The organism is Pseudomonas sp. GW821-FHT10C09 (assembly GCF_059415465.1).
Map to the genome: position 1 here is coordinate 79,008 of NZ_JBWKNG010000005.1, position 19,014 is coordinate 98,021.

A 19,014-nucleotide genomic window follows, 5' to 3' on the forward strand; every position below is an offset into this window, starting at 1 on the left:
TGCAGGCGTTTTTGCCTGCAATGCTGTGTTATGGCGGCTGTGCGTGGGACGCCCTCGGGCGTGCCGGTCTCCTTGACTCCCGGTTTCCAACCTGCGCTCAGCTGCCACCCATTCGCTTGGAAACGAAGTGGCAGCTCCTTATGTCAAGGAGTTGGACAAATGCACACTGTAAATCCGTACAAATTAGATCTTTTCTCTCTGCGCAACTCCGTGTCGCGTAAAGCTCCATCGCTCGATCTCTTCCAAAACCGCCCCTTCACTGGAGGTGGAAAATGACCGAACCAACAGAAGCAAAAACCATCGGCTTCACCCCTATCTATTGCTCAGACAACGCAATGTTCCACGTCAGCGCGGGCGTGCCCATCAGTGTTGCATTGGCACAGGCCTCGGACTTCCTGTTCTTGGCGAAGGCACTCACAGAGGATGCAGCTTATGCAAAAGACACCGACCGTCATGCTTGGGCTGCGCACTATTTGACTTCGATGGGAAAAGCGCTGATCGATGATGTGGTGAAGGCTGTTTCGCCACGGCCTGTTCGGACGAGTGAAAAGACAGCAAGTTAGTGCCCCGCCACTCTGAGTATTCGCCCGAGATATCAGGGGCCTCCAACTCTGGTTGAGGCGCAACTAAAAATGCCCAGAGCGAAACATCAGAAACAAAAAAGCCCCGTAACTTTTCAGCTACGGGGCTTTTTCTATGTAATGGCGGAGAGATAGGGAGTCTCCGATTACGACCTCAGACCCCATAAAACCCAGTGTTTACTGACCATAACCACCATCAGTAGTAGAAAATAGTAGTAGAATCGACACTACTACTCACGCCTTTGGTGCACTCATGCCCGACAACCTCATTCAGAAGAAAAACGAATCAACGTGGTATGTCCGACTGGATGTACCAAAGGATGTCCGCCGTGCGCTTGGCAATCGAACCGTGCTGATCCAATCACTAAAAACCGGTATGAGGTCAGAGGCGATGGTGAGGCGTCTGCCGATACTTGCACAATGGAAAGCTGACATTGCAGCAGCACGCGACCAAAAAATCACAGCACGCGAACAGTGGCGACCTGAACTGGCGAACAAAGGTTCTGAACTGGAACAGAAGATAAATACACGTTTGCTCGATGCTATAAAGAACCCGTCCAAAGGTTCAGATTTCCTCTCTCGTGCGTACCAGTTGGACATCCCTGCACAAGAGTTACCATGGTCTGGTAAACAACCGGGGCAACCAATCCCTAGCGAATATGTAGAGGTCATGAAGGCTGCTTTCAAACGAGAACCTTCCTCAACTGTCGATGCCGTGTTGGGTGGTTCTCAATTTACTGCTGACTTTATGGTGTTACTCGCAAAAGACAAATACAAACTTTCTCAGCTTGAGTCGGAGGAAGCGCACGAGTTAATTATTAATCCAACTATCTACAAACCTCGCTCACCAATCAGTGCATCAATGATTGAGGCATGGGCAAAGCACCTTGTCACTCAGATCGAAACAGAGAAAACCCGTGATAGTCACAAAGCTCGCGTTGAAAAAATATCAAAGTTTCTAACAACTGAAGGTACACCACTAAACTTTGACACTATCCACAAGTTTGTAGAAACACAAGGTGGTGCTCGCCAGACCCTTATGAACTATTTATGGTCTGGCAGAGATTTTTGGAAGTGGGCTGTAAAATACAACGCTCAATTTCGTGAACAATTCGCCGGACAACAATGTCCATTTGATGGTCACGAATTACCAAAAGTTGGTAAAGAAGCTGGTGAACCGTGGATACCCTTTACTCGTAAAGAGGTTGAAGACCTTCATAAAAAAGCAAAATACGCGGGCAAAGATGAACTAGTAAACCTTATTGTCTTTGGTGCATACACAGGTGCTAGGATTGAAGAAATCGGGCATATAAAAATAGATAGTACAATTTTTGATAATGATGGTGAACCTATTGGTTTCAACATCCCTGACGCCAAGTCAAAGGCAGGCGAACGGGATGTTCCTATACATCCTTCTCTTGTACCACTTTACAAACTTCTGTGTTCGCACGCACCAGCTAATGATGGATACTTGTTCAAAGGTGGTAACAACAAATACGATAACCGACTTGACAGATTGGGCAAGCAGTTTGGAAGATTGAAAACGAAAGCTGAATTCTCTGACCTCCATGTTTTCCACAGCATCCGAAAAACAACCACCACTGAACTTCATCGAGCAGGTGTTGGTTTGGAGGTATTACCGTACATCGTAGGACACGAAAACAAGTCATTTACACTGAGCGTCTACAGTGGTGGTTGTTCATTCGAACAGAAGCAAAAAGCGATACAACTCTTACACTTTGACTTTAAGTAAAATAGTTGAGGTAAGTGTTCAAAACAACCGAGACGGTATTGCAATTAATTCTCATTTGTGATACAATGTTTTCATGTGGAGTTGATAGCAAACCTCTTGTGACTTGTCGCACTACAGAGCACTACAATCTATTGTCCTTCCTTCTTTAGATTGTAAGTTTGTTATCCTTCACGCCAATCCTCTAATAGAGCAAAGCTCGTAACCTTCAACCAGTTACGAGCTTTGTTATATCTGCTGTAGACACTTTTAACACTTCCCAATCATATATCAATCAGAGGTAACCCTATGAAGCTTTGCCGTGGGTGTCATTCACCACTAATTAACAAACGTAGTCACTGTACAACCTGTTCAAGCAAATGCCGGAACCGTGCTTGGAGACAATCCAAAGTATCAATGATTCCAGTGAGCATCATGTTCAACCTTACGCATTATGCACTGGTTAAGAACGCCGCTGAATCTGCTGGTATCTCAATCAACCAATATGCGCATGAGCGCGTAATGCAAAGTGAGGTGGCACTATGAAGATATTCCTCAACCAAGAGGCTCAACAACAACTTGAATCTCTAATGCTAAGGACAGGGTACACCAATCACAACCATTGCATAAACGTGATGATTAGTAGTGTTACCAACAATCTTCGTCGCGAAGACGAGAAGAAAGCCAAGATAATAGCAGCAACAAACATCTAACAACTAATCAATCCAAATACTTCTAACCACAAGTCAAAGGATCAACCTATCGCACAAAGGAAAACCAATGAGCAACTACGTATGTATTCACAAGCCTTCGCAATTAATACAGAAGATCATTACAAGTTCAACACCACCAACACCAGACAACGACCATAGTTTTCACGAAGTCTCAATCATTGTATTGAACAGCTACTATGCACTTTACAAGAAGGCTCTTGCGAAAGGTGTACAAGTCTCAGTCGGCGAACTTATGAACAGTTCCCCAAGCTTCATGAATCAAATTAGTAAAGGTAAGCAGAGTAAGGTGCAACTTGTCACCACCCGCATTCGTAAAGAATGTGTAGCAGTACCACCATCACCAGATGAACGCCAGTCAGCCGTTCGTGATTGGGTAGAACAAAATCCAAACGCTGGTGTACATGATCTATCTGACAAATTTCTCACTGGTAAAGTGGTAGCCAAAGCTTACCTAGATAAATACCGCATCAACCTTCTGCAAGGCGTTACACCCCTCAATATCTGCCACCTGGGGCTACCCCCTAGGGTGTCATTTTTGCACGTCTACACACCCTGATTAATATGGGTTGAATATGCCAAATCAGACATATGTCAGCCTAGTTTCAATACATCAAACCAAAGGATAAACCTAACATGATCGAAACAACCATCGACCTTGACCGCCACCTTGCTATCAAGCAGATGAAGCACTTCATTCATCTGAAACAATCTGCAATTGCAATTGGTGACAATGTTGAAGATCGGAGAGCAACTGACGTTATTGATAAACTGACCATTGAGCATGGACTTTCAGCACTACACGAAGCACATGGTGATCACCGTGGGTAATCTGAGTTACTTCAGTCGTGGACTCATAAAAGCATTTGAACGGCAACGTGCAATGCAACAACAAACAAAAGTAGAGAAGGTTGATAACAACGCAACCACTGCAATCATCACCACCCAAATAGATCATGATGAGCAATATAGAACAACTACCATTCAGAATATGCTGAATTATATTAATCAGAGAAAGGAAGAAACAAACCATGACTAAAATTACTGTAAACGGCGTTCCACCAAAATGGAGTGATGCTGAATTTGAAACCCGTGTTGAAGGATGGGTTAAAGTTTACAAAGGTACAGCACAATGTATGGAGGTCGTCCGTTCAGCACTTCCTCATGACTTCCTTGAATTGGTGGCTTCAAAAGTATCTGAAGGTTACACAGTAGCTCGCAATCATAGTGTTGTGATTGCACAACTAGATCACCAGTGCTGGATGGTAAAACCACTTTCACATCAGCAGAAAGATATTGATGACATTCGAATTCGTGTCAAGGCTGAGTATGTTGAATTCCTGCAAGCTGAACACGTTCGTTATCAAGACTTGGTGCGTCAACAACTTATCCAAGCAGCAGAAGCCAAAGAACAAAAGAGGATCGATGACGCTCGAAACAAAAGAATGTCAGAGGTTGAAAAGGAAGTGCTAAATACATTTTCTCCGCTGGTTATTCCCTGAGTAACAGGTGGCCGACGGCGACGACGACACCAGCAGCAAGCGACACCATCTGTGACGTCCCCCAACGCGTTTCTCAGAGCTTTATCCCAATGCCTATCCAAAGCAAGTGCCCGGCAGTCTATGTGACCGCACGGGCTTTTTGCTGCCTTCAGGAAAGTACGGGACGGGCAACAACCTACAAAATCGGTGTAGAGTTTGCCGTCATAGTAATGCAGAATAGTACCGCACTAGTAATGCGCAGTTTTTGACACCCTTACACCATCAGGTCCAATGTTTACGGTGGTCAATGACCCAGTCAACCCGAAAAACAGCATTGCAGTATATAGGAAAGGGAGGGATTGAGAGTTCTTGCTGTGTTTGTGATGTGTGTTTGAGAGTAGGTAATGAGAGATTAATTTGAGAAAAGGATGAGGAAGGATGAGCGAGAAAAGCGAAGACAAGACCAAGAGGAAATACCTAGCACTGCTGACAGGACACCAATGGACTCATAGGTACTCAGTGTTCTATGACGATCCAACGATGAGCAAAAATCTGCTGACTGACAAGGTGGCATTCCAGCAGACGCTGCGCAGGCAATATCCTGATCAACCATTCCTGATCCGCATCCAGACGACGGCGAAAGGATTGAACGGTGATACTACGTTGCAGGCATACCTAACGATCCTGACCACAGCCCGGTCAGAAGATTTGAAAGAAGTGGTGAGAGGATCATTCCCGTCGAAGATGAACGTCATGGACGAAAAGCTTAAAACAAGAAAGATAGAAAGCATCGCCAGTGCAATCGACAAACAGAAACCGCATAACCTTACGAAAGTTTTCGGCGATCTCAGGATCAGACGCTGGTCATTGTTGAACAAAGAGATGTTGGTGCCATGCGACCATGAACCTGACGATCAGGAATGAATCAGGTGAGGCATCACAGGTCACAACAGGCTCAATCCTGGGCGCTCATGTGACAATGCATTGTGGTAACAACCGCTACAGGCGTGATTTTCATTGACGCTCAACCATGTTGGTTTAAGCACGTTTCAGTTTCTCTCCAATATCTTTTCGGCTGAATGCAATCCAGTGGAATTTGGAAAAATAATCCAGATTCAACAGACGCCGGGTGATCATCCATCACAAATCTTTGTACAAACGCTGCGTACATCCCCACACGGGGTGTTGCTGCCAACCCTGACCAGATTGTCGATGTCAGCAGCAATGACGCTATACATCATTCAGGAACGTTTGAGCTACGATCTTTGTTCACTCATCAAGGAAGGATGACAACCATGTCAGACAACCACGCCGCCATCGCCACCGCCGATGTACTCACACTGTTGCTGCACAACCAACACGCTTTGGCTGCTGCAATTGAAGAGGTTTCTTTATGGGCAAAGTCAACAGCTTCGCCCGACGTGCATGACAACGTGATCGCAGCACTGGAAACCATCGACAGAAATGCATCTGCCATCACCACTGGCATTCTTCGGATACGCGAGTAACCACTATCAATTGACTCTAGTAGTTCGATAGCTCGATAGACCTGTGATAGTAACTATCAAATGACTATTGCGGATAGCTATAAGATAGCATTATCATAGGTCTATCAAATCACCACCTAAAGGATATCCGGCGATGAATACCCATTTGTACCTGAGAGCATCAACCAAGGATCAGGACGCCAATCGTGCAAAGGTTGCATTGGAATCATTCGCTGGTGACAAGGGATTGAACATCGTTGGCGTGTACGCCGAGAACATCAGTGGCACCAAACTCAATCGCCCTGAGCTAATGCGTCTGCTGGACACTGCAAATGCTGGTGACGTGTTGCTGGTGGAGTCTGTAGACCGTCTCAGCCGTCTATCACAAGCGGACTGGGAAACTCTCAAGACAACGATCAAGGCTAAAGGCTTGCGTCTGGTGATCGCTGACCTGCCAACCAGTCACATGATGGTGCAAGACAAAGGTATCACCGGGCAGATCATGGAAGTGATCAACAACATGTTGCTTGACCTGATGGCAACCATGGCACGTCTGGACCAAGAAAAGAGAGTTGAGCGTATCAACCAAGGACTTGCTAACAAACGTGCTGCTGAACCTGAGTGGAAACCTTCAGGCAAAGGTAAGAATGCCGCGCTTTGGGAACAGGTGAAGTCCCTGATGGTGAAGCATCCGACAATGTCCGCTGACCAAATTGCAAAGCTTGCTGACTGTGGTGTTGCAACTGTTTACCGAATCAAGCGTGAGCTTGCATAAGCGTCTTTGACCAACGTTCAGAACCCGGTGACAAACCATGCAGGCATTCGGATAAGACAGCTTCAGCGTGATCGTAGGAAGGTTCAGGGGGATTTTACGAAACCTTGAGCCCCTACCTGTTTCCGGCGACGGTAGGGGTTAAACACGTCAGACCTATATCTGCATAACCAGACTGCTAGGTTTGTGCCATACCTCTTAAGACAACGTCACCATGGATCACAGGGGCTTTTGACCTTACTGAGATGATCACCCAAGCTTGGGAAAAGCTCTAGCTAAAACAGTGGGACAGTCACGCAAAGAACTGGAGATGATTCATCATCGAATACAGAACAAAAGTTAAGTCAAAGGATTAGCCGGCATCGTGGCTCGAAAAATCAAGCAGTACGAAAAACTTTGTACGCCCTCGGCCCTTTAGGCTCTTCATGTACTTCAAACCGAACAACATCACCCATCACAATTCCGGTTGCAACATCCTCAACATCATCATAAGAGAAAAACACGTCACGGCCTTTTTCTCTTCTGATAAATCCATAACCTTTAAACGAATTGTAAGAATTAACGAAACCGGTATCAATTAGCTTTTCGTCAGACATATTCACTCCCACATTAGCATTTTGGATGGAACGTCGGAAAACTTCGCCTTCAACTGACGTCTAAGAGCTCTTGCCAGCACCTTGTTAGTCCTTGTCAGAATTCCAACTCTGTTGATTAACCTGCGATATGCATTAACCACTGATACTTTTGCATGACTCGTCTTCGGCCGTTTCAACAGCAAGTCAGCCTCACGGATAATCGCGGCAGTTGCTTTACCATCATAAAGCGGGAGTATATCCCTCATCCGCGCACGAAGCTTCAAAGCTTGAGAGTGTTCAAGCCTTGTCAACTTCGCAACCTGACCTGAGACTTTATTCCAAAGCTCGTGGTACTCATCACGAAACCTGTCCTTTTGGTACTCTTGCTCACAGATATAAACGGAATGTCTAATTAAATCTCTTTCAGCACGCCGAATTTTTGGAACACCGTGCCCAACCCATACACCAGTTACAGCATATTCAGCAGACAAATCGTCGGCTCGTTCTATCTTCGTTTTACTTTTCTTGATACGTAACTTATGTTCACTAAACAGACCAGCTACATACTTTATATAAAAAGTAGCCTCATCCTGAGTTAGAACTTTATTTGACGACAGGGTCACATCATCTAGAAGACGGGAATATGCGACACCTTGATTCCTGAGCTTCACGACAAAGTCATATTCAGAATTATGAAATATCAAATTAGCAACATAGCTAGAGGTGCAAGCTCCTTGTGGAACTTTTCCGTCTCTAGTAACTATTTTAGATAACAAAGCACTGACTTCGTCAGGAAACTTGAATAAATATTTGAAGACGCCCAGCACACTTTCGTAAGGAATATTATCGTAGAAGTCTCGAATATCGAGGCTAATTAGAGACTTTGAACCAGCATGGATTCGGCTATTTTCAATATAGTCACGGGGCTTATCCTCGTCCTTGACTCCGCCTTGAAGATAAAACGGGTAACGGACCTTTTCGAAAAGCCTTGAGTTTATTCTTTTTTGAAGTTTCTTAAGCTCGTACTTTGGCTCATAGACATTCCGCTGCTTCCCCCCCTTTGTCTCAATGACAAAATGAGTATACGAATCAGTCGCTCTTTCTGCCAAGTCGTTAAGTAGCTTCGGATGCACACCTAATGTCTTAGCCAACATCGCTAGAGAACCAATGGATGCATGAGGATAGTAAGGCTTGTCCTTCGCCACTAGCTTGACCTTTCCGAGGTTATCAAAGCAAAGATTAAGAGTCAGTTAGTTGCTATCGTCCCCCAAAAAAATGGAGATCAATTTGCGACCAACCCAGCCGAAGAAAGCCATCACGGTCAATCTGAAAGCTGCATTTGAGCCAATTCTTTTCCCCGAAGGACTATCTCTAGCTACCTCAGGAATGCTCTTCTTTTTACCAGTCATATGTATTTCAATTTTTACATCAAACATTGCAAAACCCTCTTGTTGTGAAGACAGAGAATTCTGTCTTCACGGCCAGACCAATTGGATTAAGCAGCTCAAGGAATATTTGTATTGACTCAAATGGACTCTTAACTTTTACGCCAGACAACGGTCGCAGCGCGTAACCGGGGGAGCGAAGAACACGCCACCCCGCGTACGGAGGCTACCGAGGCGCCGGTCATGACCCCAAAGGGTCGCCAAGTTAGGCATCGATTTCCTTGAAAATATGACTTTAAAGAGCGAGAACAGGTGAATACACCTGCACCCTCAGCATATGAATTAGGAGGCTATGCTGTCAACAACACATCACAAAAAAAATGAACTTTTGCAAACCTTTAAAATCCCTCCATCGCTTGTGGCGATGATTGCCGAAACGCTCTAGTTTGCAATTCTCATTGCATGCCCGAGATAGGGTGCTGGTTACAAAATTTGCGCGCAGGCGGACCGATTTGCCGATTGTGATTGCTCAGAAGGCAAAGTAGTAGAAACGAGTAGTAGAATCGGAAAATCAGCGAACACAAAAAAGCCCCGTAAATCAAAGACTTACGAGGCTTTTACTTGTATGGCGGAGAGATAGGGATTCGAACCCTAGGTACCGGTGAAGGTACAACGGATTTCGAATCCGTCCCATTCGGCCACTCTGGCATCTCTCCAACGGCGCGCATCATAACAACACTTTTGCCGGAAGCGAACCCCCTAACGCAAAATAATTCTGTGCTATCAGATGCTTGCGTCGATTAAAGCGGTACGCCCAGACGATTGGCGACTTCTTCGTAGGCTTCGATGACGTCACCGAGGCCCTGACGGAAGCGGTCCTTGTCCATTTTCTTGCCGGTGGCCTTGTCCCACAGGCGGCAGCCGTCCGGGCTGAATTCGTCGCCCAGGACGATGGAGCCGTCGTGAAATACGCCGAACTCGAGTTTGAAGTCGACCAGCAGCAGGCCGGCGTCGTCGAACAGTTTGCTCAGGACTTCGTTGACCTTGAGCGACAGTTCTTTCATGCGAACCAGTTGCTCGGCGGTGCCCCAACCGAAGGCCACGACGTGGGATTCGTTGATGAACGGGTCGCCCTTGGCGTCGTCCTTCAGGAACAGTTCGAAAGTGTAAGGGTTGAGCTTCATGCCTTCTTCGACGCCCAGGCGCTTGACCAGGCTGCCAGCGGCGTAGTTACGCACGACGCACTCGACCGGGATCATGTCGAGTTTTTTCACCAGGCATTCGTTGTCGCCCAGCAGTTTGTCGAACTGGGTCGGCACGCCGGCGGCTTCGAGTTTCTGCATGATGAAGGCGTTGAACTTGTTGTTCACCATGCCTTTGCGGTCGAGCTGCTCGATGCGCTTGCCGTCGAACGCCGAGGTGTCGTTGCGAAACAGCAGGATCAAGCGGTTAGCGTCGTCGGTCTTGTAAACCGATTTGGCTTTGCCGCGGTAGAGTTCTTCACGTTTTTCCATGATGGGCTCCGCTTGCTAAGTAGGTGGGCTAGGCGATGTGTCGCCAGTCGAGCCCTGAATCTTGATCGGCCAGTTGCAGCCAGTCGGGGTCGCACCCGAGGGTGTCGACAAAACATTGCCGGGCCAGCTGCGGCAGGTTGTTCTTGCTGCTCAGATGGGCCAGGACCAGGTGTTGCAGGCCTTGCCAGCCCAACTCAGACACCAGGAATGCCGCCTGGTGGTTGTTCAAATGTCCCAGTTCACCGCCCACCCGCTGCTTGAGAAAGTACGGGTAGTGACCGCGAGCCAGCATGTCACGGCAATGGTTGGACTCGATCATCAACGCATCGAGGTCCCGATAGCCGTCCAGCACCGTGTTGCAATACGAACCCAGGTCGGTCAGCAGGCCGAAGCGCCGCTCTCCGTCGCTGAAGACGTATTGCGTCGGCTCCTGTGCATCGTGGGCCACGGCAATGACGCCGATGCTCAGAGCGCCGATCTGCAGTTGCTCGCCGCCAGCCAGAAGGCCAGCCGGTTCAATTGGTTTGCGCATCCCGCGCAGGGTCCCGCGACTGAGGTAGACAGGCAGATTGTAGCGCCGAGACAGTAAACCCACGCCATGCACGTGGTCGGCATGTTCGTGGGTCACGAGTATCGCGCTCAACTGCGCAGGGTTCACACCCAGGCGCAGCAGGCGTTTTTCGGTTTCCCGCAGGGAGAAACCACAATCCACCAGCACGTACGTGTCATCGCTGGCTACCAGCGTGCCGTTCCCTTGGCTACCGCTGCCGAGAACGGCAAAACGCATGTGATCAGCCCAGTTTGTCCTGAATCTCACTCAACACTTTACGCGCCACGTCTGCCGGCGCCACGGTGTTGATGTTTTTCTCGACGGTCACCTGGACGTTTTCACCGACCTTGCTCAGGCGAACCTGATAACGCTCGGCACGGGCTTCAACTTCTTCCTTGCTCGGCGCGCTGCCGAACAGGCTGCTGAAGAAGCCAGGCTTCTCGTCTTTCTTCTCGGCTTTCTCGGACAGGTTGATGTAGTACAGGCCCAGGCTGCGGTTGATGTCTTCAACGCGCCATTCGCCTTGCTCCAGCGCACGACCGACGCTCGACCAGGCACGGTCGAGGTCGTTGCCGACGTTCAGAACCGGGTTGCCGCTGCCGTCTTCGCTCAGGCTGATACGACTTGGCGTATCGAAATCACGCGAAGCCAGCATGGAGACCGAACCGCCCTTCTCCGAAATGCGGCTCATGCTCGCGAGCATGTCGTCGACCAGTGCTGCGTCCAGGCCGGTGTTGACCGAACGGTTGGTGAAGTCCACATCGGCGGTGCTGCCGGCAGGACGCTCGGCGCTGACCACGTAGATTTCACTGGTGTTGCGCTGCACGCCCGGCTCGATCCGCACTCGCACGCGGGTTTCGCTGTCGGTGGCGACACCGGCGGCGCTCAGGCGTTTAGCCATCGCTGCCGACAGTTCGTCGGAATGCTGCCAGGTCGTGGTGAATTCGCCGGTTTGTGGCTTTTGTTCATCCAGACGGAAACCGTTGTCCTGGAAGAACTGCACAGCCACTGGCCAGGCTTCGGCCGGAGGGTTCTGCGCCAGGATCGAACGCGAATCGCCGACTTTCTGCAGGGAGTAGGCACTGGCATCGGCCGACGCCGACAACGGCTGCGGACGAGGAACGATGTATTCGCCCTTGGCGGTGTCATCGGCCACGTTACGCGGGATCGGCAGGAGCGGATCCAGACGTTTGGCGGTGGTGACATCCGGTGGCAATTGCATCGGTGCAGTCTGTTGCGCTTCCAGGTAGTCGCTACCACGGTCACGGAAATAACCTTCCGGGCCCCAGACCCATCCACAGCCACTGGTGCTGGAGATAATCAAGGCAAGTGCGGAAAGTCCGGCCATTCGCTTCATGCGTTGTACTTCCTCAATTAAACCAGGACGCTGCACTGGCGCAGGGCCGAGCGAAGCGTTTCATGACAAGGTGTGCTCAGCCAGGTCAGCGGCAGGCGAATGCCTTCATGCATCAGGCCCATTTCGACCAAAGCCCACTTCACCGGAATCGGGTTGGCTTCGATGAACAGGTCCTTGTGCAGCGGCATCAATTTTTCGTTGATTGCCCGTGCAGTCTCGGCATCGCCCTTGAGCGCGGCCTCGCACAGGTCGGCCATTTCGCGCGGGGCGACGTTGGCGGTGACGGAGATGTTGCCTTTGCCGCCCAGCAGGATCAGCTCGACAGCGGTCGGATCATCGCCGGACAGCACGATGAAGTCCTTGCTCACGCCATCAAGGATTGCCTTGGCACGCTTCAGGTCGCCGGTGGCTTCCTTGATACCGATGATATTCGGCACGGTGGACAGGCGAATCACGGTCTCGGCCTGCATGTCGCAGGAGGTGCGGCCAGGAACGTTGTAGAGGATCTGTGGAATGTCGACCGCTTCAGCGATGTGCTTGAAGTGCTGGTACAAGCCTTCCTGAGTCGGCTTGTTGTAGTACGGAACGACCAGCAGGCAGGCATCGGCGCCGGCCGCTTTGGCGTTGCGGGTCAGTTCGACGGCTTCGCGGGTCGAATTGGCGCCGGTACCGGCGATCACCGGAATACGGCCATTGACCTGCTTGACCACGGCCTTGATGACCGCGATATGCTCGTCTACGTCGAGGGTTGCCGACTCGCCGGTAGTACCGACCGCGACAATGGCGTGGGTGCCGTTTTCAAGATGGAAGTCCACGAGTTTGCTGAGGCTGTCCCAGTCAAGACGCCCTTGTGCATCCATGGGTGTGACCAGTGCCACCATACTGCCCGCAATCATGAAACCGCTCCTGCCGGAAAAAGAGAGCGGTAATGGTACTGGCGCCAAGATGCTTGCACAAGCAAAGTACTGCGCTGCCGCCATTCCCCTTGGCGTTGCTTTTCGCTACCCTTCAGACTTTGATCGGTACTGATAAGCTCGTACGCCAGTTTCCAGCCTCCATTTACGGCATCACAAGCCCCGATCCAGCGTTGCCACCCCTCGCTCCGGCCTCACTGGAGCACGTTGCAACTTGTGGCTCGGGTTTTCTGAATTCGCATCCGCAGGCTTGTTCCCGGAAAAAAGCCCTTAGACGTACCGACCGCTCATCGCTTTAGGAATGCTGCATGTCCACCCCCACAGTTCGCGAACAATTCCTTGTCATCAGTGCCCTCGGCGCCAACCCCATGGAGCTGACTAACGTCCTGTGCCGCGCCAGCCATGAAAATCGCTGCGCCGTGGTCACTTCCCGCCTGACCCGTCATGGCGAGTGCAGTGCGTTGATCCTCGAGATTTCCGGTAGCTGGGACGCCCTGGCGCGTCTGGAAGGCAGCTTGCCGAGCCTCTCCAAAAAGCATGCGTTCACCGTCAATGTGGTGCGCAGCGCGGCCCTGGAGAACCGTCCTCAGGCGCTGCCTTACGTGGCTTATGTCAGCTCGGCCTACCGTTCGGACATCATCAATGAGCTGTGCCAGTTCTTCATGGACCACAACGTCGAGTTGGAAAACCTGACCTGTGACACGTATCAGGCGCCGCAAACCGGCGGCACCATGCTCAATGCCACGTTTACCGTGACCTTGCCGGCCGGCGTGCAGATCAGCTGGCTGCGCGATCAGTTCCTGGATTTCGCCGACGCGCTGAATCTGGATGCCCTGATCGAACCGTGGCGCCCACAAAACCCAATGTAAGGAAGCTTTCATGGCCGTTGCCATCGACCAACCGGTTGCCGACTTCGAAGCACCCGCCACCAATGGACAGACCGTCAGCCTCGCGGGCCTTAAAGGCAAGCAAGTGGTGATCTACTTCTATCCCAAGGACAGCACGCCGGGTTGCACCACTCAAGGTCAGGGCTTTCGCGATCAGCTCGAGGCGTTTAAAGCGGCCAACACCGAAGTGTTCGGCGTGTCGCGTGACAGCCTCAAGTCCCACGAAAACTTCAAGGCCAAGCAGGCGTTCACCTTCGAGCTGATCAGCGACAAGGAAGAAGCGCTTTGCCAGCAGTTTGATGTGATCAAGCTGAAGAAGTTGTATGGCAAGGAATACATGGGCGTTGATCGCAGCACGTTCCTGATCGACAAGCACGGTGTGCTGCGTCAGGAATGGCGCGGCGTGAAGGTGCCGGGGCATGTGGATGCGGTGTTGGCGGCTGCTCAGGCTTTGAATAAGGCCTGATTTTTTTCGGCGCCTGTTCGGACGCCTTCGCGAGCAGGCTCGCTCCCACATTGGTTTTGTATTCACACAGATCAAATGTGGGACCGAGCTTGCTCGGGATGAGGCCATCAGCCTCACTGAAGTACTAAAGCAGCGGCGCGACTTCCGGCTCCTTGCGCGGCCACGCATCCAGCACGGCCTTGAACAGCGTCGCCAGCGGAATCGCAAAGAACACACCCCAAAATCCCCACAACCCGCCAAACAACAGCACCGCGCAAATAATCGCGACCGGGTGCAAGTTGACCGCCTCCGAAAACAGCAACGGCACCAGCACGTTGCCGTCCAGCGTCTGAATGATCCCGTAGACCGCCATCAAATAGATGAACTGATCGCTCCACCCCCACTGGAACAGCGCAATCAGCATCACCGGCACGGTCACCACCACGGCACCGACGTAAGGCACCACCACCGACACGCCCACCAGCAAGGCCAGCAGCGCGGCGTAGTTAAGCCCCAGCACGACGAATCCGATGTAGGTGACACCACCGCAGATGAAGATCTCGATGACCTTGCCGCGAATGTAATTGGCGATCTGCCGGTTCATTTCATGAGCGACGCGGGTGATCAACGCCCGTTCACGGGGCAGGTAGCCGCGCACCCACTGGCCGATCATCTCCCGGTCCTTGAGGAAGAAAAACACCAGGATCGGCACCAGAACCAGGTAGATCATGATGTTCACCAGCAGCGGCAGACTCGACAGCGAGAACGTCAGCGCCCACTGGCCGAATTTACCGATCTCGCCCCGCGCCACTTCGATGGCCTGCAATACCTGTTCATCGGACACCAGATGCGGATAGCGCTCGGGCAGCAGCAATAACAGCGACTGCCACTTGGCGAGCATGCCCGGCAACTCGTTGAACAACGTAATGAGCTGATGCCACAGCAGCGGCACCAACACAATCATGAAGACCAGCAGTGCCCCCATGAACAGCGCGAAGACCAACCCCACGGCGACGCCACCGGGCATGCGCAAGCGTTCGAGGGTGGCCACCAGGCCCTGCATGAGGTACGCCAGCACCATCCCGGCCAGTACCGGCGCGAGCATGCCGCCCAAGGTGAGCACGGCGGTGAATGCCAGCACCAGCAGCACCGCCAGCACCACGGCTTCTTCATCGGAAAAGTAGCGCTGAATCCAGTCGCGTAACACCTTGAACATCAATATTCCTTAGAAACGAACGCAGCAGGTTTCAGGCTTTTTTCAGCCAGTAGCGGTAGACACCCGCCTCATCTTCTTCACGAAGCAGCGTATGACCGGCCAATCGGGCAAAGGTGCGGAAGTCGCGTTGAGACCCCGCGTCCGTGGCGATCACCTTGAGCACCGCGCCACTGGCCAGGCGATTGAGCTCCAGCTTGGCCTTGAGCAACGGCAACGGACAATTCAGGCCGCTGGCGTCCAGTTCGACGTCATGCTCTACAGCGTCGGTCATTGTTTCACTCCGGGTCTGGTGGTTGAGTTGCCTAGAATATCTGGTCGCAAGCCAAGTGTCCGGCTACAGTAAGGTCTTTGTCGACTAAGGCTTTGTGCATGACTTTTTTGCGCCCTACCCTGCTGACGCTCGCTTGCCTGCTCGCCTCACCGGGCTTTGCCGACGACCTGCCGTCACTCGGCGACGCCAGTTCTGCCATCGTCTCGCCGCAACAGGAATACCAGTTGGGCCGTGCCTGGCTGGCGCTGTTGCGCAGCCAGGTTGCGCAGCTCAACGATCCGCAGCTCAAGGACTACGTCGAATCCAGCGTTTACCGACTGGTGGAAACCAGCCAGGTCAATGACCGGCGCCTGGAGTTCATCCTGATCAACAGCCCACAGCTCAACGCCTTTGCGGCGCCGGGCGGGATTGTCGGGGTCAACGGCGGCTTGTTCCTCAATGCGCAAACCGAGGGCGAATACGCCTCGGTACTGGCTCACGAATTGGCTCACTTGTCGCAACGCCACTTTGCCCGTGGCATTGAAGCGCAGCAGCGCATGCAAGTGCCGATGATGGCCGCCCTGCTGGCCGGGATCGTGATTGCGGCAGCCGGTGCCGGCGACGCCGGGATCGCAGCCATTGCGGGTACGCAAGCGGCGGCGATTCAGGAACAGCGACGCTTCTCGCGTCAAAACGAGCAGGAAGCCGACCGCATCGGCATCGTCAATCTGGAAAAAGCCGGTTACGACCCACGCTCGATGCCGACCATGTTCGAGCGCCTGGGGCGCCAGTACCGCTTTGACGCCAAGCCGCCGGAATTCCTGCTGACTCACCCGGTTACCGAATCGCGTATCGCCGACACCCGCAACCGCGCCGAACAGGCTCCGCAAGGCGGCATCGAAGACACCCTGCGTTATCAGCTGATTCGCGCGCGCGTCCAGTTATTCTACGAAGAAACCCCGGGCCTGGGCGCCAAGCGCTTCCGTGCCTTGCTCGAAGAAAACCCGAAAAACGACGTCGCACGTTATGGCCTGGCTATCGCCCAGATCAAGGGTGGCCAGTTGAATGAAGCTCGGGAGAACCTCAAGCCGCTGCTGGCCAAGGCGCCGAACGAGATCATCTATAACCTGGCGGAAGTCGATCTGGACATCACCAACAATCGCCTGCCGGATGCTCAATCACGCGTCGACCGGTTGCTCACGCAATACCCCGGCAACTATCCGCTTAATCAGGTGCGTGTCGATCTGCTGCTGAAACAGAACCGCACCGCCGATGCCGAAAAAGCACTGGAAGGCCTGCTCAAGTCGCGCCCGGACGATCCGGACGTGTGGTATCAGGTGGCCGAGACTCGTGGCCTGTCGGGCAACATCATCGGCCTGCATCAGGCTCGCGCAGAGTACTTTGCGTTGGTCGGCGACTATCGTCAGGCCATTCAGCAACTGGATTTCGCCAAGCGTAAGGCTGGCAGCAACTTCCCGTTGTCTTCGCGTATCGATGCACGTCAGCGTGAACTGATGGAGCAGGAACGCATGATCAAGGACATGATGGGCTGACGGTTCAGTTGTAAATTGCGCGCACAAAAAAACCGCCTCTTTCGAGGCGGTTTTTTATTCAGCCAACAACCGGTTTATTCAGCCAGTTTGAAGGTGATGAAGCTGGCACGACCCGAACGCAGAACGCGCATCGAGACCGAACGGTTCTTCGGCAGCGCCTTGGCAATCTCGGTGAACTCCTTGCTGGAGCCGATAGCCTGGTTGTTCAGGTGAGTGATGATGTCACCTGGTTGCAAGCCAATCAGCGAGGCAGGGCCGTCCTGAACTTCCTTGATCACCACACCACCTTTGAGGTCGTAGGTTTTCTTCTGTTCATCGGACAGTTCGGCAACGGAGACACCCAAACGATTGCTGCTGATTTCAACGCCGGACTTAGGCATTGCATCCAGCTCTTTGCCTTCGTCAGGAATCGCGCCGACCGTCAGTTCGACGTTCTTGCGTTTGCCTTCGCGAATCACTTCAAGATTGGCCTTGGCGCCCGCTTTCAGTGCGCCTACCAGGTGTGGCAAATCGGCAGACATGACGATCGGCTGACCGTTCATGCTCAGAATCACGTCGCCAACTTGCAGGCCACCCTTGGCAGCCGGACCGTCGTCCTGGATCTGAGCAACCAGCGCACCGGCCGGTTTCTCAAGACCAAACGATTCGGCCAGGTCCTTGTTCACTTCCTGAATCACCACACCCAACCAGCCACGGCTGACTTTGCCACCGTCTTTGAGCTGATTGGAAACGTCCATGGCAACATCGATAGGGATCGCGAACGATACGCCCATGAAGCCCCCGGAGCGGGTGTAGATCTGCGAGTTGATCCCGACCACTTCGCCATTCAGGTTGAACAGCGGACCACCCGAGTTACCCGGGTTGATCGGCACGTCGGTCTGGATGAACGGCACATAGTTTTCATTTGGCAGGCTACGCCCGATGGCGCTGACGATGCCTTGCGTCACAGTATGGTCGAAACCGAACGGCGAACCGATGGCAACCACCCACTGGCCGGCTTTCAGGTCCTGGGATTTGCCGAGTTTAAGCACTGGCAGGTCCTTGCCTTCGATCTTCAGCAGCGCCACGTCGGAACGTGGATCAGTACCGACCAGTTTGGCTTTCAGCTCACTGCGATCAGCCAGACGCACGAGGATTTCATCGGCATCGGCAATCACATGGTTGTTGGTCAGGATGTAGCCATCAGGAGAAATGATGAACCCCGAACCCAGGGACTGGGCTTCACGCTGGCGATCACCACGCGGCGAACGCGGTTGAGGCATGCCCCGCTCGAAGAACTCGCGCAGCGCTGGCGGCAGGCCTTCAAGGTCGGGCATTTGCCCGGACACTTTGCGGTCCGGCAGTTTCTGGGTGGTACTGATGTTCACCACGGCAGGCGAGGCCTGCTCGACCAACTGGGTGAAATCAGGCAGCTCAACCGCTTGCGCAGTGACCGCCTGACCGAGCACCAGCACGGTGGCAAAAATGGAAAGGTAAGACTTCAAGCGTGGTATCGACATACGGCTCCCGTTACGACGAGCATGGTTAAGCGATATGGAGCAAGGAACACCGGGAACAATACGCCGGTATTTTTGTTCCGGGAACAAC

Annotated in this window: 23 protein-coding genes and 1 tRNA gene; 13 read left to right on the forward strand and 11 right to left on the reverse strand. The window is 52.3% G+C overall.

Annotated features, from left to right (window positions below; all coding sequences use genetic code 11):
* Positions 1-272: 272 nt before the first annotated feature.
* The 10 genes from AC07N8_RS06150 (at position 273) to AC07N8_RS06195 (ending at position 6,784) form a co-directional block, all read left to right on the forward strand.
* Positions 273-563 (forward strand): DUF3077 domain-containing protein, encoded by a 291-nt coding sequence (locus tag AC07N8_RS06150; RefSeq protein ID WP_493142711.1) that lies wholly within the window; start codon positions 273-275, stop codon positions 561-563.
* 271 nt (positions 564-834) lie between these two features.
* A complete protein-coding gene (locus AC07N8_RS06155; RefSeq protein WP_493142710.1) occupies positions 835-2,334 on the forward strand; it encodes a tyrosine-type recombinase/integrase in 1,500 nt (499 codons plus the stop codon).
* A 756-nt stretch (positions 2,335-3,090) separates the two neighbouring features.
* Positions 3,091-3,600, forward strand: coding sequence for a hypothetical protein (locus tag AC07N8_RS06160; RefSeq protein ID WP_493142709.1), 510 nt, complete (start codon positions 3,091-3,093; stop codon positions 3,598-3,600).
* Positions 3,601-3,677: 77 nt separating this feature from the next.
* Positions 3,678-3,872, forward strand: coding sequence for a hypothetical protein (locus AC07N8_RS06165; protein ID WP_493142707.1), 195 nt, complete (start codon positions 3,678-3,680; stop codon positions 3,870-3,872).
* The gene (locus tag AC07N8_RS06170; protein ID WP_493142706.1) at positions 3,865-4,080 is read left to right on the forward strand and encodes a hypothetical protein; all 216 of its coding nucleotides are present in this window, start codon (positions 3,865-3,867) and stop codon (positions 4,078-4,080) included. Before AC07N8_RS06165 ends, AC07N8_RS06170 begins: the two co-directional genes overlap by 8 nt.
* Complete coding sequence (locus tag AC07N8_RS06175; protein WP_493142705.1) at positions 4,073-4,543, forward strand: hypothetical protein; 471 nt, start codon at positions 4,073-4,075, stop codon at positions 4,541-4,543. The genes AC07N8_RS06170 and AC07N8_RS06175 overlap by 8 nt, the downstream gene beginning before the upstream one ends.
* A gap of 417 nt (positions 4,544-4,960) precedes the next feature.
* Positions 4,961-5,446: a hypothetical protein gene (locus AC07N8_RS06180; RefSeq protein WP_493142703.1), complete on the forward strand. Its 486-nt coding sequence runs from the start codon at positions 4,961-4,963 to the stop codon at positions 5,444-5,446.
* A 93-nt stretch (positions 5,447-5,539) separates the two neighbouring features.
* Positions 5,540-5,812, forward strand: coding sequence for a hypothetical protein (locus tag AC07N8_RS06185; RefSeq protein WP_493142702.1), 273 nt, complete (start codon positions 5,540-5,542; stop codon positions 5,810-5,812).
* Between the two features lie 5 nt (positions 5,813-5,817).
* The gene (locus tag AC07N8_RS06190) at positions 5,818-6,030 is read left to right on the forward strand and encodes a hypothetical protein (RefSeq protein WP_493142700.1); all 213 of its coding nucleotides are present in this window, start codon (positions 5,818-5,820) and stop codon (positions 6,028-6,030) included.
* A 133-nt stretch (positions 6,031-6,163) separates the two neighbouring features.
* The gene (locus AC07N8_RS06195; RefSeq protein WP_493142698.1) at positions 6,164-6,784 is read left to right on the forward strand and encodes a recombinase family protein; all 621 of its coding nucleotides are present in this window, start codon (positions 6,164-6,166) and stop codon (positions 6,782-6,784) included.
* A gap of 374 nt (positions 6,785-7,158) precedes the next feature.
* Here AC07N8_RS06195 and AC07N8_RS06200 read toward each other — a convergent pair whose 3' ends face one another.
* The 8 genes from AC07N8_RS06200 to dapA form a co-directional block, all read right to left on the reverse strand.
* Positions 7,159-7,377: a retron Se72 family effector protein gene (locus AC07N8_RS06200; RefSeq protein ID WP_493142697.1), complete on the reverse strand. Its 219-nt coding sequence runs from the start codon at positions 7,375-7,377 to the stop codon at positions 7,159-7,161.
* Between the two features lie 2 nt (positions 7,378-7,379).
* Positions 7,380-8,561, reverse strand: a complete 1,182-nt coding sequence (locus tag AC07N8_RS06205) for a reverse transcriptase family protein (RefSeq protein WP_493142696.1) — start codon at positions 8,559-8,561, stop codon at positions 7,380-7,382.
* A gap of 45 nt (positions 8,562-8,606) precedes the next feature.
* Positions 8,607-8,792 carry a hypothetical protein gene (locus AC07N8_RS06210; RefSeq protein ID WP_493142694.1) on the reverse strand — a complete coding sequence of 62 codons (186 nt, stop codon included), beginning with the start codon at positions 8,790-8,792 and terminating at the stop codon, positions 8,607-8,609.
* Between the two features lie 575 nt (positions 8,793-9,367).
* Positions 9,368-9,457: transfer RNA gene (locus AC07N8_RS06215), tRNA-Ser, on the reverse strand.
* A gap of 84 nt (positions 9,458-9,541) precedes the next feature.
* Entirely contained in the window at positions 9,542-10,255 is a 714-nt protein-coding gene (purC, locus tag AC07N8_RS06220) for a phosphoribosylaminoimidazolesuccinocarboxamide synthase (RefSeq protein WP_007944067.1), read from the reverse strand.
* A 28-nt stretch (positions 10,256-10,283) separates the two neighbouring features.
* Entirely contained in the window at positions 10,284-11,042 is a 759-nt protein-coding gene (locus tag AC07N8_RS06225) for an MBL fold metallo-hydrolase (protein ID WP_123433871.1), read from the reverse strand.
* A gap of 4 nt (positions 11,043-11,046) precedes the next feature.
* Entirely contained in the window at positions 11,047-12,162 is a 1,116-nt protein-coding gene (gene bamC / locus AC07N8_RS06230; RefSeq protein WP_483840617.1) for an NlpB/DapX family lipoprotein, read from the reverse strand.
* A 17-nt stretch (positions 12,163-12,179) separates the two neighbouring features.
* Positions 12,180-13,058, reverse strand: a complete 879-nt coding sequence (gene dapA, locus AC07N8_RS06235) for a 4-hydroxy-tetrahydrodipicolinate synthase (RefSeq protein ID WP_483840616.1) — start codon at positions 13,056-13,058, stop codon at positions 12,180-12,182.
* A 326-nt stretch (positions 13,059-13,384) separates the two neighbouring features.
* Between dapA and AC07N8_RS06240 the strand changes: the two genes are divergently transcribed.
* Positions 13,385-13,945 (forward strand): glycine cleavage system transcriptional repressor, encoded by a 561-nt coding sequence (locus AC07N8_RS06240; RefSeq protein ID WP_027925530.1) that lies wholly within the window; start codon positions 13,385-13,387, stop codon positions 13,943-13,945.
* A 10-nt stretch (positions 13,946-13,955) separates the two neighbouring features.
* Positions 13,956-14,429, forward strand: a complete 474-nt coding sequence (locus AC07N8_RS06245) for a peroxiredoxin (protein ID WP_493142691.1) — start codon at positions 13,956-13,958, stop codon at positions 14,427-14,429.
* A gap of 124 nt (positions 14,430-14,553) precedes the next feature.
* Here AC07N8_RS06245 and AC07N8_RS06250 read toward each other — a convergent pair whose 3' ends face one another.
* Positions 14,554-15,624 carry an AI-2E family transporter gene (locus AC07N8_RS06250; protein WP_123433866.1) on the reverse strand — a complete coding sequence of 357 codons (1,071 nt, stop codon included), beginning with the start codon at positions 15,622-15,624 and terminating at the stop codon, positions 14,554-14,556.
* A gap of 31 nt (positions 15,625-15,655) precedes the next feature.
* Positions 15,656-15,895 (reverse strand): sulfurtransferase TusA family protein, encoded by a 240-nt coding sequence (locus AC07N8_RS06255; protein ID WP_027925533.1) that lies wholly within the window; start codon positions 15,893-15,895, stop codon positions 15,656-15,658.
* A gap of 98 nt (positions 15,896-15,993) precedes the next feature.
* Here AC07N8_RS06255 and AC07N8_RS06260 point away from each other — a divergent pair, with 98 nt between their 5' ends.
* Positions 15,994-17,427, forward strand: a complete 1,434-nt coding sequence (locus AC07N8_RS06260; protein ID WP_483840614.1) for a M48 family metalloprotease — start codon at positions 15,994-15,996, stop codon at positions 17,425-17,427.
* A gap of 74 nt (positions 17,428-17,501) precedes the next feature.
* Here AC07N8_RS06260 and AC07N8_RS06265 read toward each other — a convergent pair whose 3' ends face one another.
* Positions 17,502-18,926, reverse strand: a complete 1,425-nt coding sequence (locus AC07N8_RS06265) for a DegQ family serine endoprotease (RefSeq protein ID WP_493142688.1) — start codon at positions 18,924-18,926, stop codon at positions 17,502-17,504.
* Positions 18,927-19,014 lie beyond the last annotated feature (88 nt).

What these genes read in the sequence shown, in the direction of transcription:
- AC07N8_RS06150 (WP_493142711.1), top strand. Translation starts at nt 273, where the DNA reads ATGACCGAACCAACAGAAGCAAAAACCATCGGCTTCACCCCTATCTAT.
- AC07N8_RS06155 (WP_493142710.1), top strand. Translation starts at nt 835, where the DNA reads ATGCCCGACAACCTCATTCAGAAGAAAAACGAATCAACGTGGTATGTC.
- AC07N8_RS06160 (WP_493142709.1), top strand. Translation starts at nt 3,091, where the DNA reads ATGAGCAACTACGTATGTATTCACAAGCCTTCGCAATTAATACAGAAG.
- AC07N8_RS06165 (WP_493142707.1), top strand. Translation starts at nt 3,678, where the DNA reads ATGATCGAAACAACCATCGACCTTGACCGCCACCTTGCTATCAAGCAG.
- AC07N8_RS06175 (WP_493142705.1), top strand. Translation starts at nt 4,073, where the DNA reads ATGACTAAAATTACTGTAAACGGCGTTCCACCAAAATGGAGTGATGCT.
- AC07N8_RS06180 (WP_493142703.1), top strand. Translation starts at nt 4,961, where the DNA reads ATGAGCGAGAAAAGCGAAGACAAGACCAAGAGGAAATACCTAGCACTG.
- AC07N8_RS06190 (WP_493142700.1), top strand. Translation starts at nt 5,818, where the DNA reads ATGTCAGACAACCACGCCGCCATCGCCACCGCCGATGTACTCACACTG.
- AC07N8_RS06195 (WP_493142698.1), top strand. Translation starts at nt 6,164, where the DNA reads ATGAATACCCATTTGTACCTGAGAGCATCAACCAAGGATCAGGACGCC.
- AC07N8_RS06200 (WP_493142697.1), bottom strand. Translation starts at nt 7,377, where the DNA reads ATGTCTGACGAAAAGCTAATTGATACCGGTTTCGTTAATTCTTACAAT.
- AC07N8_RS06210 (WP_493142694.1), bottom strand. Translation starts at nt 8,792, where the DNA reads ATGTTTGATGTAAAAATTGAAATACATATGACTGGTAAAAAGAAGAGC.
- purC (WP_007944067.1), bottom strand. Translation starts at nt 10,255, where the DNA reads ATGGAAAAACGTGAAGAACTCTACCGCGGCAAAGCCAAATCGGTTTAC.
- AC07N8_RS06225 (WP_123433871.1), bottom strand. Translation starts at nt 11,042, where the DNA reads ATGCGTTTTGCCGTTCTCGGCAGCGGTAGCCAAGGGAACGGCACGCTG.
- bamC (WP_483840617.1), bottom strand. Translation starts at nt 12,162, where the DNA reads ATGAAGCGAATGGCCGGACTTTCCGCACTTGCCTTGATTATCTCCAGC.
- dapA (WP_483840616.1), bottom strand. Translation starts at nt 13,058, where the DNA reads ATGATTGCGGGCAGTATGGTGGCACTGGTCACACCCATGGATGCACAA.
- AC07N8_RS06240 (WP_027925530.1), top strand. Translation starts at nt 13,385, where the DNA reads ATGTCCACCCCCACAGTTCGCGAACAATTCCTTGTCATCAGTGCCCTC.
- AC07N8_RS06245 (WP_493142691.1), top strand. Translation starts at nt 13,956, where the DNA reads ATGGCCGTTGCCATCGACCAACCGGTTGCCGACTTCGAAGCACCCGCC.
- AC07N8_RS06250 (WP_123433866.1), bottom strand. Translation starts at nt 15,624, where the DNA reads ATGTTCAAGGTGTTACGCGACTGGATTCAGCGCTACTTTTCCGATGAA.
- AC07N8_RS06255 (WP_027925533.1), bottom strand. Translation starts at nt 15,895, where the DNA reads ATGACCGACGCTGTAGAGCATGACGTCGAACTGGACGCCAGCGGCCTG.
- AC07N8_RS06260 (WP_483840614.1), top strand. Translation starts at nt 15,994, where the DNA reads ATGACTTTTTTGCGCCCTACCCTGCTGACGCTCGCTTGCCTGCTCGCC.
- AC07N8_RS06265 (WP_493142688.1), bottom strand. Translation starts at nt 18,926, where the DNA reads ATGTCGATACCACGCTTGAAGTCTTACCTTTCCATTTTTGCCACCGTG.